The sequence below is a fragment of the Parabacteroides sp. merdae-related_45_40 genome (assembly GCF_001915675.1).
In genome coordinates this window covers 1-17,214 of sequence record NZ_MNQY01000138.1, presented here as the reverse complement: position 1 = coordinate 17,214, position 17,214 = coordinate 1, and the positions used below count along the sequence as shown (strand labels likewise).

The following is a 17,214-nucleotide window of genomic DNA, read 5'->3' as shown; positions in this document are numbered from 1 at the left end:
ATGAAAAACATTGCGACCTTTATGCTGGTTTCCGCATTGATGCTTGGATTTTTCACCTCTTGCGATTCCGGGGTGCAGCATCGTACTTTCCGGGGTATTTATGCGGATGATCCGGCTGGAATGGAAGGGCTGTATAACCCCGAAAGAGGATTCCGACTTGAAGTGGCACTGGATGTAACGGAAAAGAACTATGTCTGGGCTCCCGAAGAATATCCTGATATCACTTCTTATCTGGAAGAACAGTCCGAACTCTATGCTTCCGATAGCGTATCACTGGTTCAGACCTACTTCTATTTGACGGGAGCAGTCGGAAAAGAGTTGACAGGAGAGGATTTTCGGACAATGGGTATTTTCTTTGACAAATTAAGGTCCTTAGGCAAGAAAGCGGTCCTCCGTTTTGCTTATGAAACCCAGTTTTTGGGGCGGGCGGCTACTGGTCCTACATTGGAAGACATCATTCGCCATACGGAACAGCTCAAGCCTTTCCTTGAAGAGAATAAGGATGTGATTCAGGTTGTACAGGCTGGCATGATCGGTGCTTGGGGAGAATGGCACAGTTCTTTTCATGGTCTCGAAAAGTCGGACGATACGAAACGGACTATTTTGCAACATATCTGCCGGATGACACCGGAAGGACGGGCTGTCCAGATACGGGTTCCCGAATATAAGAACCTGCTGGATACGGCTTCTGATGATTATAAACGGATTTCTTTCCATGACGACTTTATTGTGATCAAAAAGCATCAGTGGGATGGCGGAATGTCAGAAGGTACGCCTGCTTATGAGCAGATTGTGCGTGAGTCTCCTTGTTTTCCGGTCGACGGAGAATTACCTTGGGGAACCTGGAGCATGAATGAGGACCCCGATAATCCTGAAGCCGGGTGGATCATTGATGGATTGCAAACGGCACGCCGCCTGTTCCTGCAACATTTCACTTCTCTTAGCGTGATTCATAACTATAAGGAAAAGAATACGAAAGATAAGTATTCGATGATGTACTGGAAGGAAACTCCTGTTTCCACAGAATTCCTGCGGGAGAACAAGATGCCGGTGTCGGATGGGTATTTCATCAGGAAAGATGGCTCTGTAGCGGAACGGAATGTATTCGATTATATCCGGGACCATCTCGGTTACCGTATCGAGTTGCAGGAGATGACGGCTCCGGCGGTTTTGCTTGCCGGACAGGCTAATCCTGTCGAAATATCTTTGATAAACCGCGGTTTCTCGACTTTGTTTAATGAACATCCTGTCTATCTGGTCTTGATTGACGAGTCCGGTAAGGTTTGCCATGTCGCCTTGACGGATGCGAATGTGAATGACTGGCAACCGTATGAAACGGGCGACAGCTCCTGCACTCCGCTCCTGCATACGATTTCTACCGACTTGCAGATTTCGCTCGGTCTGGCAAAGGGAATGTACAGCCTCGGCCTATGGATTCCCGACGGCTCCGCCCGTTTGCAGTATGACAATCGTTTTGCGATCCGTTGTGCAAACGGCGATACGCAGTGGTGGGTGTCTCCTGACGGAAAGTATGGCGTCAATATCTTAATGAATAAAATCTCTGTCAAATGAAAATCATCCATATCCTCGGCATGTTGCTGGTTGCGCTTGCCGTAAAAGCGGCTTCCCCTATCGAAGGGTTGCTGGAACGTATCGACAAAGGTGCGTCGCGTAAATTTATGATTGAACAGGTGAAATCTCCTGTCGATTTTTTCGAACTCGACCAGAAAGGTGACAAGGTCGTGATCCGGGGTAATAATTATGTGAGTATCGCGACCGGGCTGAACTGGTATCTGAAATATCATGTCGGAATTCATCTTTCCTGGAATGGCATGCAGGCCGAATTGCCGGAGGTATTGCCGGCAGTGAAGCAGAAGGAACGTCATGAGACGGATATGAAATACCGCTATGACTTCAACTATTGTACCTTCTCTTATACGATGGCCTTTTGGGATTGGACGCGTTGGGAGAAAGAGATCGACTGGATGGCGTTGCATGGCATTAACTTGCCGTTGGCGATGGTCGGGGCGGATGGCGTTTGGTACAATGTGCTGAGCAAGTTAGGCTATACGAAGGAAGAAATCAACGATTTTGTAGCCGGTCCCGGTTTCCAGGCTTGGTGGTTGATGAACAACTTGGAAGGTTGGGGCGGCCCGAATCCGGATAGTTGGTATAAGCATCGAACCGGTATTCCCCGGATACTCCGGTATGGTTCCTCATAATGCAAAAGAGAAGTTAGGTTTGAATGTCTCTGATCCGGGATTATGGAACGGATATCGCCGTCCGGCATTTTTGCAACCGACAGATCCGCGTTTCGAGGAGATCGCTTCCTTATATTATAAGGAGATGAACAAGCTGTACGGCAAAGCGGACTATTACAGTATGGACCCGTTCCATGAAGGCGGAAGTGTGGCTGGCGTGGATCTGGATGCAGCTGGAAAGGCCATTATGCAGGCAATGAAGAAGAATAATCCGAAAGCCGTCTGGGTGGCTCAGGCATGGCAGGCGAACCCGCGTCCGCAGATGATCGGAAATTTGGAGGCAGGAGATCTGATCGTGTTGGATCTGTTCGCGGAAAGCCGTCCGCAGTGGGGAGATCCTGCATCTACTTGGTACCGGAAGGACGGGTTCGGACAGCATGACTGGATTTATTGTATGTTGCTGAACTATGGTGGGAACGTTGGATTACACGGGAAGATGAAGCACGTGATCGACGAGTTCTATAAGGCGAAGGAAAGTCCGTTCGGTAAAACGCTGAAAGGAGTCGGCATGACGATGGAGGGGAGCGAAAACAACCCGGTCATGTTCGAACTGTTGACGGAACTGCCTTGGCGTCCGCAGCGTTTCGACAAGGATCAGTGGTTGAGGGAGTATACGGTTGCCCGTTACGGAAAGAGCAATCCCACGGTGCAGGACGCTTGGATACTGTTGAGCAATTCCATCTATAACTGTCCGGATGCAAATACGCAGCAGGGAACTCATGAATCTGTATTCTGTGCCCGTCCTACCGAACATCCGTATCAGGTTTCAAGCTGGTCGGAGATGAAAGACTATTATGATCTGAACAATGTGATCCGTGCTGCCGCCATGATGGTGTCTGTAGCCGATGAGTTCAAGGGAAACAATAATTTCGAGTATGATTTGGTCGATATCGTCCGCCAGGCGATCGCCGAGAAAGGACGTCTTACGGAGAAGGTTGTTGAGGCCGCTTTTGCCGCTGGCGACAAAAAGTTGTATAAGGATGCTTCCGACCGTTTCCTGCGTTTGATTCTGTTGCAGGACGAATTGCTGGCAACGCGTCCTGAATTTAAGGTTGGAACCTGGATCGCTCGTGCCCGCAGCCTCGGAAGTACTCCTGAAGAAAAGGAATTGTACGAGTGGAATGCCCGTGTACAGATTACGACTTGGGGTAACCGATTGGCGGCCGACGAAGGCGGCTTGCGCGATTATGCCCATCGCGAATGGAATGGTATCCTGAAAGATTTCTATTATATGCGCTGGAAAACCTGGTTCGATTATCAGACTCGGCTTTTGGATGGCAGAAAAACGGCGGCTATCGACTTTTATGCAATCGAGGAACGCTGGACGAAGGCAACAAATGTTTATTCGAGCGAACCGGAAGGAGATTGTATTTCGACAGTAAAACGTATATTTGTGGAAATATTCGGCAAATAACATAACAACATTGAATATATTATGACACGTAAATCAATCTGTCTCCTTTTCTTGGTTCTCTTGGCATTGCCCTGCTTTGCTGCGAGCAAGTACGAATCGAAAATAACGTCTCTCGAAGGAGAGAAATGGTGGGGCGGTGCAGTCGGCTTGGGATCGAAGATGCCTTTTGAAGGTGACTTGCGTTTGTTCGACCTCTCTGCCGAGAACCTGAACAATCAGAACGTGCCGCTTCTGCTTTCTTCGGAGGGACGGTATATTTGGAGTGACAAGCCGTTTTCTTTTCAGGTAGAGAATGGAGAGTTGCGTTTGTATTCCGATTATGAGAAGATGGAGCCGGTATTGGCGGGCCGTACGTTGAAGGATGCTTATATGGCTGCTTCTGCCAAACATTTCCCACCTTCCGGTGATTTGCCGGATCCGTTGTTCTTTTCCATGCCGCAGTATAATACCTGGATCGAACTGATGTATAACCAGAATCAGGAGGATATCCTGAAATATGCGGATCATGTATTGGAGAATGATTTTCCGGTCGGCGTGTTCATGGTGGATGACAACTGGCAGAAATATTATGGCAATTTCGACTTTAAACCCGAACGTTTTCCTGATCCGAAAGGAATGATTGATCGTCTGCACAGGCAGGGATTCAAGATCATGTTCTGGATTTGCCCGTTCGTCAGTCCGGATAGCCCGGAGTTTCGTGAGCTTCAGCAGAAAGGATTCCTGATCAAAAAAAGGGGGACGAATGAAGCGGCCATCATTCCGTGGTGGAACGGTTATAGTGCTTGCTATGACCTTAGCAATCCGGCCGCTGCCGAACATCTGAAACAACAATTGCGCGGCATGCAGGAGAAATATGGGGCGGATGGTTTCAAGTTTGATGCCGGTGATATCGGTCATTATAACGATCCGGAACTGGAGTTTTACGATAAGTCGGCTACTTCAGTGGATATGTGCCGGTATTGGGCGAAGATCGGGTTGGATTTCCCGTTTAACGAATATCGTGCCGGATGGAAGATGGGAGGTGAAGCGCTGGTTCAGCGTCTGGGTGATAAAGATTACTCTTGGAATGCGGTCGGCCTGCTGATCCCTGATATGATTGCTGCCGGTTTGCTGGGATATGCCTATGCCTGTCCGGATATGATCGGCGGAGGCCAGTTCGCCTCTTTCCTGGGAGTAGACCAGACGAAGCTCGATCAAGAGCTGATCGTGCGTTCCTGCCAGGTACATGCCTTGATGCCGATGATGCAATTCTCGGTGGCTCCTTGGCGCATCCTCGATGAAAAGCATCTGGCGATTTGCCGTGATTATGCCCGTCTGCATGAGAAGATGGGAGCATATATTCTGGAACAGGCGTATCATGCCGCAAAGACCGGTGAGCCGATCATCCGGCATATGGAATATGCGTTTCCGCACCAGGGATTCGTTGATTGCAAGGATCAATTCATGTTGGGTGACAGATATCTGGTTGCCCCGGTACTGACCAAGGAACACACGCGCAAAGTGATGCTGCCAGAAGGTGTATGGGTAGACGATACGGGTAAGAAGTTCAAGGGACCGAAAACGATTGAAGTGACAGCTCCTCTGGAACGCCTGCCTTGGTTCGAAAAAGTAAAATAAGTGGTTGAAAACATGGGTTTCTGATTCGCATAAACGAGAGAGGAGATATAAACGCTGTTTTCAGATTGTTTTTCTGAAATAACAGTCTGGAAACAGCGTTTTTTGTACTATCTTTATCGGCGAAAAGAGACATTATGGAAACAGCCTCGGAGATAAAAGCTTTTAATAAATTGTTTGCCGATTACCACGGATTGTTTGTGCGTTTCGCCAATACGTACCTGCAAGATGAAGCGGCAGCGGAAGATATTGCTGTTGAGGGAATCATGTATTATTGGGAAAATCGCCATTCTCTTTCTTCCGATTCGAATATTCCTGCCTATATCCTGGAAGCGATCAAACATAAATGTCTGAATTTCCTTCGTCATCTTCGTGTCCGCGAAGATGTGGAACAACGTATCCAGGAGCATCAGCAACGGGTGAATAGTCTGAGGATTGCCACCCTTGAAGCCTGCGATCCTCAGGAAATTTTCAGTTCGGAGGCCGGACGGCTCGTGGATGAGGCATTGGCAATGATGTCCGACAAAACCCGCCGGATCTTTATCATGAGCCGCTATGAAAATAAAACATACCCGGAAATCGCTGCCTATTTCTCGCTTTCCGTCAAGAGTGTGGAGTCCCACATATCCAAAGCATTGAAGATATTGAAAGTGAAGTTGAAGGATTATATGACGATTGTTTTGTTCATGTGAAACAAAAGTATTTCAGAAAAAATGATATTTTTTTAGGGGATATCTCTTTTGAGGTGCTTATTATAAAAGAAATTTGAAAAACACATTATTGATTAAGTAACATGAGAAAACAGATTTACTGCCTTTTATCTTTTTTATGGATTAGCTGCCTCTCCGTATCGGCAGCCGATCGCTGGGCTATTAATTCTGCCGGTGGTATTACCTGGCAGGTGGATGAGCGGGTTCCGCATGAGGATCATATTGAAATGAGTGGGTTGAGAGTTTCGACCGTGCTTCGCTACAGAGTCGATGCAAACGGCGCCTTTATGCTGAACAGAAGTATGGTATGGCCGATGCTACGCACGATTCCGAATAATACTCATGCTAGCTTGATGCGTCGTTTTGCCTGGAACGTGACGGATATGGTCGAGGTAAACGGGCAGTCTTTGCTGAATGAGAAAGTAAAGGAGGTTACGTTGAACGGCACGATGGTCGTCCAGAGCGAATACACACTTCCCCGTAAGGAAAAACTCGGCTTGACACGTATCTTGTTTCCTTCCGTTTCGAATCCGGCTTTTTGTGAAAAATATATTTTACGGAATATAGGTGAATCTGCGATATCGGTGGAAATCCCTTCTTCACGCTCTGTTGTCGAGACAGATGCCGCGAAAGGGGTGGATGGCAGCTATAAATTAGTTTCGACTATCAACGGACAGGTGGCTCGTCAGTTGCAACCTGGCGAGGAGTTGACGTTCAGCGCGACTTTTGCCGGATACAAAAAGGATGAGCGCGAGCTATCGTTCGATATTGACAGGGAATTACAGGCCCGGCAGGATTTGATTGCCGGATTCTGGGATAACCTGGTTCTGGATACGCCCGATCCTGTCATCAATACAATGTTCGCCTTTGCAAAAATCCGTGGAGCGGAGAGTATTTACGATACGAAAGGAGGCCTTATGCATGGCCCCGGAGGCGAATCCTACTATGCTGCTATCTGGGCAAACGACCAGGCGGAATATATCAACCCTTTCTTCCCTTATTTGGGATATGAGGTCGGAAACCGTTCCGCATTGTGCTCGTATGAACATTTTGCCCGCTTCATGAATCCGGAATACAAGCCGTTGCCTAGCTCGATCATAGCGGAAGGCATTGATGTCTGGGCAGGAGCCGGTGATCGTGGCGATGCGGCGATGGTCGCTTATGGTGCTTCCCGTTATGCTTTGTCCAAAGGAGATAAGGCAGAAGCCGAAAAGTTGTGGCCATTGATCGAATGGTGCTTGGAATATTGTCGGCGCAATTTGAACGAGAGTGGTGTTGTGGCTTCCGATGCGGATGAACTGGAAAACCGTTTCCCAGCAGGGAAAGCAAATCTTTGTACTTCTTCCTTATATTATGATGCTTTGATCTCAGCAGGTTATTTAGGGAAGGATTTAGGTAAGCCGGTTGCAGCCTATGCTCGCCAGGCTACAGCCCTGAAGAAAAATATCGACCGCTATTTCGGCGGGGTCGTCGAAGGATTTGATACCTATAAATATTATGAAGGAAATGATGTCCTGCGTTCTTGGATCTGCATTCCGCTCACGGTCGGGATACAGGATCGGAAAGATGCGACCATCCAGGCGTTGTTCTCTCCGCGCCTGTGGACGGAGAACGGTTTGCTGACGCAGGCCGGAAGTGAAACATTCTGGGATCGCTCCACCTTGTATGCGTTGCGTGGTGTGTATGCTTGCGGTGAGACGGAGAAGGCTACCGATTATTTGAGATTCTATTCTTCCCAGCGTCTGTTGGGTGAACATGTCCCTTATGCAATCGAGGCATGGCCGGAAGGCAACCAGCGCCATCTGTCTGCCGAAAGCGGTTTGTATTGCCGTATCATTACGGAAGGGATGTTCGGCATTCGTCCGACCGGCCTGAATTCGTTTGTCTTTACTCCCCGCCTGCCGCAAGAGTGGGATCATATGAACCTGCGTAAGATTTGCGCGTTCAATCAAGTATTCGATATTGAAGTGAAGCGTCTTGGCGATCAACTGCAAGTTGCCGTTATCGCAGACGGAAAAACGATCAGCAACCGGAAAATAAAGGAAGGTGAAAATATTCGGATAAAATTTTAGGGGGTTGCTTTCGAGAGGTGCTTATATAACGTATGGACAGAAATGTATTACATCGATTTTTTGCAGGAACAGCCTCTTTTGAAGAGGAAGAGGCTGTTTGCGATTGGGTGGATGCTTCTGATAAGAATCGGGAAGAGCTGATAAGGGAGCGGAAATATTTTGATGTGCTGTTGTTGCATAAGACGAAAAATAGCAGCATGGTGCAATCCGGTCACCGTTTCAGCCTGCCTTTTGTTATCAGAGAATCGCTGAAGATCGCTGCTGCAATTTCCGTATTGCTAGTGTCTGCCCTATACATATCTAATAATGTGGGAAAACCGGCTCCTGTATTGGAGATGAACAAGATCGTCGTTCCTCCGGGGCAGCGGGCGAACCTCACCCTGTCCGACGGGACGAATGTCTGGCTGAATGCTTGTAGTGAAATGACTTATCCGGCCTCTTTTAGTGAGGATATCCGCCGTGTGTCGTTGAAAGGTGAAGCCTATTTTGATGTATCTAAAGATGTGGAACATCCATTTGTCGTACAGACAAAGAAATGTGATATAAAAGTTTTGGGGACGGAGTTTAATGTTCGGGTGAATGAGGCGGAGTCGGATTGCGAATTTTCAGCTGCCCTGCTGGAAGGTTCCATTGAGTTAACAAATAAAATGGAGCCTGGTCCTTCCATCCGGCTTGCTCCGATGCAGAAAGCGGAATGGACGGGAGGTAAAATGGTGGTGGAATCGATCCGTAACTTGGATGATTATCGTTGGAAAGAGGGATTGATTTGCTTTGAGGATATCCGTTTTGCCGATTTGATGAAACGCTTTGAGAAGACGTATGATATCCGTATTGTAATCCAAAATAAAAGTCTGCATGACTATAAATGTAGTGGGAAATGTCGTGTTTCGGACGGGGTGGATTTCATTTTGCAGGTGTTGCAACGCAGTACGCGTTTTACTTTTTCCCGCAGCGACGATAATACGATTATCTATATAAAGTAAATGTGTAACCTTAAATTAAAAACGAAAATGCCTATGGAATGAAGTGGAACACGAAAAACAATGTAAAAAGGCGATGAATGTGCGAGATTCACCGCCTTACAACTAACACATGTCTAACACAAGTATTAATCTTTAAATATCACAAAGTTATGAATAAAATACCTTTGTCGGGGTTTTGTCTCTTATTAAAATCACGACATAAACATTTATTTAGGATTATGAGAATAACCTATATGTTATTATTTGCAGCCATTTTCTGCTTGCATGCAGAGAATGCGATATCGCAAAAGATCACCCTGCAGGGTGATAATCTTTCACTGAAAGATTATTTGAATACTATTGAAAAGCAGACGGATTATCTTTTCATTTATGATGCCGGTGTAAATGTAAATAAAAGGATATCCGTTAATATGGTCGGTAAGTCCATCAAGGAAGTTTTGGATAACCTCTCTACCCAGTTAGGACTGAATTATTCCCAAAAAGGTTCTTATATTGTCCTGTCGAGTTATAAGGCAAAGGAAACATCTGCTCCGGTTATTGCTCAGCAGAAGAAAACGATTACGGGTGTCGTTACGGACGATCTGGGTGAACCTATTATTGGCGCCAATGTGATTGAAAAAGGAACTACAAACGGCATTATCACTGATATCGATGGCAAGTTTACACTGGAAGTCGCTCCGGGTGCGGTTGTACAGGTATCCTATATCGGTTATAATACGCAGGAAGTAAAGGTAGGTAACCAGTCGACATTGGCTATCCAGTTGGTTGAAGATACCCAAGCATTGAGCGAAGTTGTTGTTGTCGGTTACGGTGTTCAGCGTAAAGTGACGACTACTGGTGCCGTTACAAAGCTGGAAGGTGATGAAATCAATAAAATGACAGTGGTAAATGCTACAAAAGCTTTGCAGGGTTTGAGTCCCGGTATCACAGTAGTTGACCGTGGTGGTGCTCCAGGTAGTGACGATCCTGAAATCTACTTGCGTGGTGTCGGTACGACTGGCAATGCCAAACCGCTGGTATTGGTGGACGGTATCGAAATGTCTTTAAGTCAGATTCCTTCTTCCGAAATCGAGAATATTTCTGTTTTGAAAGATGCCGCATCTGCTTCTATCTACGGTTCACGTGCTGCTCACGGTGTAATTCTAGTAACGACCAAACGTGGTAAGGAAGGTAAAGTGAAATTATCGTACGATGGTACAATCGGTTTCCAAGATCGGGCGGTAAGAGCCGAGCAGGTTTCCGCACGCGAATATATGACGATGGTTAATGAAGCATTAGTCAATTCCGGTGGTTCGATCAAATATTCGGAAGATGATATTCTGGCAACGGAAAGAGGCGATGATCCGTATAACCATTCTTATTTGAATTGGGCTAATGAAGTGTATAAACCTACTTATATCACACAGCATACATTAAATCTGACAGGAGGTAGCGAAATTGGACGTTATTTGGTTTCGTTTGACTATCTAGATCAGCCTGGTTTGGTTAAAAATACGGAATATCAGCGTTATAGTTATCGTGTAAATACAGATTTGAACATTGGCAAAATGTTGAAGGTGAGTAGTGACGTAACATATCGTCACGTTGACCGCCTATGGCCGGAATCTTTAGGTAGCGTGCAGTATGATGTATGGAGCATGCAGCCCACATCGCCGGTCAGATATGAAAATGGCGATTACCGTTTGGATAAACAGAATAGAAATGCCATCTCTCTTATGGATTTGGATGTCGTAGGGGAAGACCGTTATAATATGGATGTGGTTTATGGACAGGTAAAAGCCGATTTCGAACCGATCAAGGATTTGGTGTTTACGGGTATGGCTTCTTTGAACGGTTCATGGGACAGAAGAAAGATCCATTATAAGAATTATAAATATTACAACGAAACTGGTGAACTGGTTACACAACGTAATAATCCGAATAGTGTAAAAGATTCACGTAACAACAGTTACCAGATGACACTTCGTTTCCTGGCCAATTACAAAAAGCGTTTCGGCGACGACCATGATTTGGCGTTGCTCTACGGTATGGAGCAAATCTCTTACCGCAACTATTATTCAATGGCTCAGCGTAAAGATTTGATCTCTGATGCTTTACCGGACGTTTCTTTAGGTTCGGCCGGTAGCCAGTTTGCGGAAGGATATCCGACCAAGTGGGGTATCAACTCTTTCTTCGGACGTGTAAACTACGGATTTAAGGATAAGTATTTATTTGAAGCGAATATCCGTACCGATGGTTCTTCCCGTTTTGCGAAAGGCCATAAGTGGGGTGTTTTCCCGTCTTTCTCTGCTGCATGGCGTATTTCGGAAGAAGGGTTTATGAAAAATCTGGGATTTGTGGATAATCTGAAACTGAGAGCCTCCTGGGGGCAGACCGGTAACGAGCGTATCGATGCCTTCATGTATCTGCCTCAGTATAACACCTCGAATGTGGTCATGAACGGTAGCCTTGTTTCTGCTGTTTACCAGAAGAAGATGGCGAATCCGGATGTGACTTGGGAAACAGTGGAACAGACTAATATCGGTTTGGACTTTGGTTTCCTAAATAACACGATCTATGGTGAATTGGACTGGTATTCAAAAGATACGAAAGATATTTTGTTAGCACTGGGTATCCCTCATTTCATTGGTCTGGATGCTCCTGAACAAAATGCCGGAGTGGTTCGTAACTCAGGTGTGGAAGCTATGGTCGGTTTCCGTAAAACATTCGGAGAGTTTACATTCAACACTTCTTTCAACTTGGCTTATAACAAGAACGAATGGATCGACCGCGGTGGTGATGACAAGAATATCAGCGGTTATAATATTCAAACGATCGGTTCGCCTTTGAATGCTTTCTACATCTATCAGGCAGACGGTTTGATCGCGAACGAACAGGAATTGGAAGAATACCGTGCCAAATATAAATCGGACCCGCGTGGTATGTCTGATCTTCATGCTGGCGATGTGAAACTGGTCGATACGAATAACGATGGAACGATCGACCCGGACGACCGTCAGATATTTGCTTCCAATATCCCTAAGTTCACATATGGATGGAATATCAGCGGCGAATATAAAGGTTTCGATTTGAGTTTGCTGTTCCAGGGATCAAGCGGCGCGAATCGTATGGTGTATGGGGAATGGATCGAAGGACCAAGCTATGAGGCCTTCACCGGTGTACATTTCCGCGACAGATGGACGGAAGAGAACCAGAATGGAAATGCCGAAATGCCTCGTTTGGAAGCAGCCAATAACCGGAATGCATCTACCTACAACTCGTTCTTCCTGAAAAAGACAAATTATCTACGTCTGAAAAACGCCCAGTTGGGCTATACCTTCTCAAAGGGTATCACGGACAAGCTGAGAATCACAAAGCTGAGATTGTATGTTTCTGGCTCGAACCTGCTTACATTCAGTAGTTTGTATCAAGGTCTGGACCCAGAAGGAAAAAGTGATAGAATCAATGATTTTCCTCCGTTGAAAATCGTAAACTTCGGTGTAAACATTATCTTTTAATCTAAACTAATAAATAGAGCATTATGAAAATATATAAGAAATCGTTGCTGTATGGGGCGTTGGCTTTTACCCTTTGTATGGCAGGCGGTTGTAACAGTAATATTGATCTGGAACCGGAAGGTATTATTACGGCGGACGGTTATTTCAAGTCGGCAGAAGACTATGAAAAGGCGTTGACCGCCTTGTATGAGAGACTGAACGTCGAAAGTTATGATTTGTGGATGGATGGCGTGACAGATAATGGTTTGGTTACGCATAGTTGGAATAGAGGATATGACTTGGGGCGAGGCATCGGGAGTACAGCTTCTTCTTTCCCGGCTGACAAATGGGATAAGGGATATATTTCCGTCCAGCGTGCGAATAACGTAATCAACAATATTGATAAGTACCAATGGCCGGGCGGGGAAAGCGATGCTAACCGGAACCAGGTTTTGGGTGAAGCTCGTACATTGCGTGCCTATTTTTATCTGGATTTGGTTTCTATCTTCGGACATATCATGTTTTATACCGAGAATCCGGCTACAGTAGCGGAAAGTGAAAACGTTAAGCAAGTACAGGACCCGAAGGAAGTGTTCGATTTTATCCTGGATGACCTGGACAAGGCAATTGCCGGATTACCGGATAAGCCAAGCAATAAATCGAAGATCGGAAAACCGGCTGCCCGCTTGCTTCGTGCACGTGCTGCTGCTTATGCGGCCGGTTATCTGAATGATAAATCTTATTTCCAGATTACGTTGGATGAAACGGCCCAATTGGTTGCATCCGCTCCGCAGCTGGCCGATTTTGACAAGTTGTTTGTAACTGGTTGTGAAGACCTGGATGAAGTGATCCTGGTAAGACGCTATTCATTGGATGCGACGAACAGTTGGGGTAATTGGTATAATCAGTCTATCGGTGGTTATTGCGTGACAACTCCGGTGAAGGCATTAGCTGATGCATTTGAATATGTGGGCGAGAGAAATGAAACTATGCCGTATCTGAATAAAGATCCCCGTTTTTACCAGACTATCTATGCTCCGGGTATGGAAATGCGTGGCAAGTATTTTAATACGATTCCGAACAATGTGGTTGAAAAAGATGGTAAAACTTATTTTGATCCTAACAAGGATTACGGGGCTTTGCAAGACAAGGAAGTCAGCGTAGGTGATGTCTTGGCAGAAGGCGGCGGTGGCGAATGGAACAAGACGCCTACCGGCCTGTCTTGGAAAAAATATTGTCAGGAAGAAGAAACATGGACAACTTACAACTCGTTTATAATTTTCCGTTATGCGGAAGCTTATCTGTTGAGGGCGGAAGCGTTGGTGGAAACCGGAGGAAGTACGGACGAAGCCAAGTCCCTGATAAAAGTGATTCGTGACCGTGCTGGTAATACGAATGATATTGACAAGATGGTAGCCGAACGTTATAACGGTAGTCTCCGGGATCTGGTTCGCAACGAAAGACGTGTGGAACTTGCGCAGGAAGGCCTTCGTTTTGCCGATATCCGTCGCTGGAACATTTTGTTGGATGTGATGAACAAGCCGATCGAAGGTATCGAATATCGCGACTTTTCGAGCGGGACGCCTAAACATACCGTTTTGATTCCAGCGGAGCGAGATGCTTATACGGCAAAAGATTTCTGGTGGCCGATTCCGCAAGCAGAGATCGACTTGAACCCAGGTCGTATCACCCAAAACGAAGGTTGGAAATAATAACCGGTTCTGAATTATAGGGAGAAAGCGCGTCAGGACTATCCGAGGATATTCTGATGCGCTTTTTTTGTAATAACATAATGATCGTATAAAAATGAAATTATCATATTTATCTCTTATCCTTGTTTTAAGTTGTGCTTGCGGCCAGCCAGGGCAGGAGATGTATCCTGATATAGCGGATGCTGCGCGTACCTCATTTTGTGTGGCATCCGATGATACGGCCCTGGTGAAGATCTTCGATTGGGCCGTAAGTAATTCGAATTGGTATGTCGGGGAGGATTCCGATCCGGTCGGACCTTGGTATGAAGCGGCTTTGCCGAATCGCCAGGCTTTCTGCATGCGGGATGTCTCTCATCAATGTATAGGCGAGGAGCTGAACGGGCATGGCAGGCAAAATGTGAATATGATGGGTAAGTTTGTCGAGAATATTTCCGAGTCGAAGGACTATTGCAGCTATTGGGAGATAGACAGGAATAACCTGCCGGCTTCGGCTGATTATGTCTCGGATCAGGATTTCTGGTATAACCTGAATGCGAACTTCGATGTGATGAACGCTTGTTACCGTTTGTACCTCTGGACAGGAGATGAAGTCTACATCAATGATCCTCGTTTTGAAGAGTTCTTCCGTTTATCGGCCAATGAATATATCGACAGATGGCAGTTGCAGGCGGATAAGATCATGGAACGTCCGGGGGTGATGCACGAAGACGATGCACGTGTCGATCCGAAGTTCAAAACCTTCCGTGGGCTCCCTTCTTATGAGGAATCGGTTCGTGGGCTGACGGTAACCGGCGATTTGATCGCTACGATCTACCGAGGATTGAAATCGTATGCACAGATTCAACGGCTGGGAGGAAATGAAGAGGCCGCCCTCCACTATGAGTCGAAGGCGGAAGAGTATGCCCGCCTATATAATACCGGTTGGTGGAATGAAGAGACTCAAAACTATTATGCCTATAAGTTGGAGAATGAAAACCTGAAAGAAGGCGGATGTAATGTTTTTCCTCTTTGGTTCGGTATCGTAGACAAGCCGGAACGTATCAATCGTTTATTGGCGATCCTGTCGGAGAAAGAGACAAACGTGGAAAGCATGTCTTACTATCCGAAGATCTTTTATAAATACGGCAGGCAGGATATGGGCTATCATTATCTAAAGGAGCTTTATGCGAATGAACGTCGGGATTATCCCGAAGTAGCCAGCGGTGTGATCGAAGGAATTGTGTGTGGACTTGCCGGCGTAGATGCCGATGTCACGGCAAACCGTATTACCACCCTTCCGCGCTTTACGGATGCTACCCGTTGGATTTCGATAGAAAATATTCCTGTATTCTCAGGAAAAATATCTATCTTGCATCAATCTGCCGGAAGTAGTACCTTCGCGAACAAGTCCGGGAAAGAATTGATTTGGAGAGCCATGTTTCCGGGTAATGTCGCCATGATTAGCGGGATGGATGCCAAGCATACGAACGATGAACTGGGTAATCCGTTCAGTTATCTCGATATTGTTTGTAAACCGGGTGAAACGAAAACAGCTGAAGCATATAAATAGAAACTTGAAGAAGATGAAAAATTCGATTAAACTTGTTGCCTTGTTGTTAACCGCCGGATTTTATTCCGCTTGTACCCAACAACTGCCTCCTGATACCCGGAGTCGCATTTCCTTGGAGGGTAATTGGGGATTGCAACTGGATACTGCCGGTACGGGGATTGCTCCTGATTGGTTGACAAAGTCTTGTACGGATTCTCTTTTCCTGCCCGGTACTACCGATATGGGGAAAATGGGAACTTACAATACGGATATGACACTGACTACAGGCCTTTCCAGGGAATATGTGTTTGAAGGGAAAGCACTGTACACGAAGCAGATCCGTATACCGGAAGAATGGGACGGAACATCCGTCCGCTTAGTGATGGAACGCACGAAGCCTACGACGATCTGGATCGATGGAAAAGAAGTTGGGGCAAATAACGATATCTCTACGGCTCAACAATATGATCTGTCCTCTTATCTGTTTCCCGGAACCCATACCGTTGCTATTTTAGTCGATAACGGCAAGCAGGCCGTGCCAGAAAAGGTCTACGGCTCTTCACATGCTTATTCTGCTTCCACACAGACAAACTGGAATGGAATTATCGGTGATTTTTATCTGGAAAGCGCACCTCTTTGCGGGATCGATGAGATCCAGCTTTATCCGGATGTCGCGAAAAAAGTCGTGACTGCCAGAGTAACCCTTCGTAACCCGGACAAAGGGGTGGGAAAAGGTATATTGTCCTTTTATGCCGAAGCCTGGAATACGGATAAACAACATAAAACACCGGTACAGACAGTTGAAGTGGACTGGACGAAGCCGGAACAGGAGCTCGAACTTGCGCTGGGGGATAAGGCTTTGCTTTGGAGCGAATTTACACCGGCTCTATACCGTCTCTCTGTCTCACTAAAAACAGATCAATCGGTCGATACGGAGCAGGCGACTTTCGGCTTGCGCGATTTCAAAACAAAAGGACGGCAGTTCACCATGAATGGCAAGACTACGTTCCTGCGCGGAAAACATGACGCCTGTGTCTTCCCTCTGATTGCCCATACCGCAATGGATGTGAAGACTTGGCGGCACTATTTCCAGGTAGCGAAACAGTACGGTATCAACCATTATCGTTTCCACTCCTGGTGTCCTCCCGAAGCCTGTTTTGAGGCAGCCGACATCGAAGGCATTTACCTGCAACCGGAACTTCCTATTTGGGGAAATATCGATATCGATGATACCGAATTATGCGATTATCTGTTAAAAGAAGGGCGAAACCTGCATCGGGCCTATAGTAATCATGCCTCTTTTGTGATGTTCGGATTAGGAAATGAGATGTCCGGCGAGGAAGGGCTTGCCATGCTGATCCAGACCTTCAAAAAGGAGGATAACCGCCATATCTATGCTTCCGGTTCGAATAATTATTTAGGCTTTAAAGGAAAGCAGGCGGAT

At 46.3% G+C, this 17,214-nt stretch carries 9 protein-coding genes and 1 pseudogene; all 10 read left to right on the top strand.

All coding sequences use genetic code 11. The features are described from left to right. A complete protein-coding gene (locus BHV83_RS20150) occupies positions 1 to 1,572 on the top strand; it encodes a DUF4874 domain-containing protein (RefSeq protein ID WP_119215335.1) in 1,572 nt (523 codons plus the stop codon). Next, a pseudogene (locus tag BHV83_RS20145) lies at positions 1,569 to 3,675 on the top strand (alpha-N-acetylglucosaminidase). Before BHV83_RS20150 ends, BHV83_RS20145 begins: the two are co-directional and overlap by 4 nt. Positions 3,676 to 3,696: 21 nt before the next feature. Continuing rightward, positions 3,697 to 5,292 carry a glycoside hydrolase family 31 protein gene (locus BHV83_RS20140; RefSeq protein WP_122205633.1) on the top strand — a complete coding sequence of 532 codons (1,596 nt, stop codon included), beginning with the start codon at positions 3,697 to 3,699 and terminating at the stop codon, positions 5,290 to 5,292. Positions 5,293 to 5,426: 134 nt separating this feature from the next. Beyond that, positions 5,427 to 5,981 (top strand): RNA polymerase sigma-70 factor, encoded by a 555-nt coding sequence (locus BHV83_RS20135; protein ID WP_286757942.1) that lies wholly within the window; start codon positions 5,427 to 5,429, stop codon positions 5,979 to 5,981. Between the two features lie 101 nt (positions 5,982 to 6,082). After that, entirely contained in the window at positions 6,083 to 8,071 is a 1,989-nt protein-coding gene (locus BHV83_RS20130) for a glucosidase family protein (protein WP_122205632.1), read from the top strand. A gap of 32 nt (positions 8,072 to 8,103) precedes the next feature. Continuing rightward, positions 8,104 to 9,054 (top strand): FecR family protein, encoded by a 951-nt coding sequence (locus BHV83_RS20125; RefSeq protein ID WP_122205631.1) that lies wholly within the window; start codon positions 8,104 to 8,106, stop codon positions 9,052 to 9,054. A 218-nt stretch (positions 9,055 to 9,272) separates the two neighbouring features. Next, positions 9,273 to 12,551, top strand: coding sequence for a TonB-dependent receptor (locus tag BHV83_RS20120; protein WP_259324882.1), 3,279 nt, complete (start codon positions 9,273 to 9,275; stop codon positions 12,549 to 12,551). Positions 12,552 to 12,574: 23 nt separating this feature from the next. Next, entirely contained in the window at positions 12,575 to 14,242 is a 1,668-nt protein-coding gene (locus BHV83_RS20115) for a RagB/SusD family nutrient uptake outer membrane protein (protein WP_022322541.1), read from the top strand. A gap of 94 nt (positions 14,243 to 14,336) precedes the next feature. Beyond that, positions 14,337 to 15,791, top strand: coding sequence for a trehalase family glycosidase (locus tag BHV83_RS20110; RefSeq protein ID WP_195528227.1), 1,455 nt, complete (start codon positions 14,337 to 14,339; stop codon positions 15,789 to 15,791). A gap of 13 nt (positions 15,792 to 15,804) precedes the next feature. After that, positions 15,805 to 17,214: sugar-binding domain-containing protein (locus BHV83_RS20105; RefSeq protein WP_286757941.1), on the top strand; the 1,410-nt coding region annotated here is incomplete at its 3' end.

Excerpts from the sequence above, each read along its gene's own strand:
- BHV83_RS20120 (WP_259324882.1), top strand. The coding sequence starts at position 9,273 with ATGAGAATAACCTATATGTTATTATTTGCAGCCATTTTCTGCTTGCAT.
- BHV83_RS20125 (WP_122205631.1), top strand. The coding sequence starts at position 8,104 with ATGGACAGAAATGTATTACATCGATTTTTTGCAGGAACAGCCTCTTTT.
- BHV83_RS20130 (WP_122205632.1), top strand. The coding sequence starts at position 6,083 with ATGAGAAAACAGATTTACTGCCTTTTATCTTTTTTATGGATTAGCTGC.
- BHV83_RS20140 (WP_122205633.1), top strand. The coding sequence starts at position 3,697 with ATGACACGTAAATCAATCTGTCTCCTTTTCTTGGTTCTCTTGGCATTG.
- BHV83_RS20150 (WP_119215335.1), top strand. The coding sequence starts at position 1 with ATGAAAAACATTGCGACCTTTATGCTGGTTTCCGCATTGATGCTTGGA.
- BHV83_RS20135 (WP_286757942.1), top strand. The coding sequence starts at position 5,427 with ATGGAAACAGCCTCGGAGATAAAAGCTTTTAATAAATTGTTTGCCGAT.
- BHV83_RS20110 (WP_195528227.1), top strand. The coding sequence starts at position 14,337 with ATGAAATTATCATATTTATCTCTTATCCTTGTTTTAAGTTGTGCTTGC.
- BHV83_RS20115 (WP_022322541.1), top strand. The coding sequence starts at position 12,575 with ATGAAAATATATAAGAAATCGTTGCTGTATGGGGCGTTGGCTTTTACC.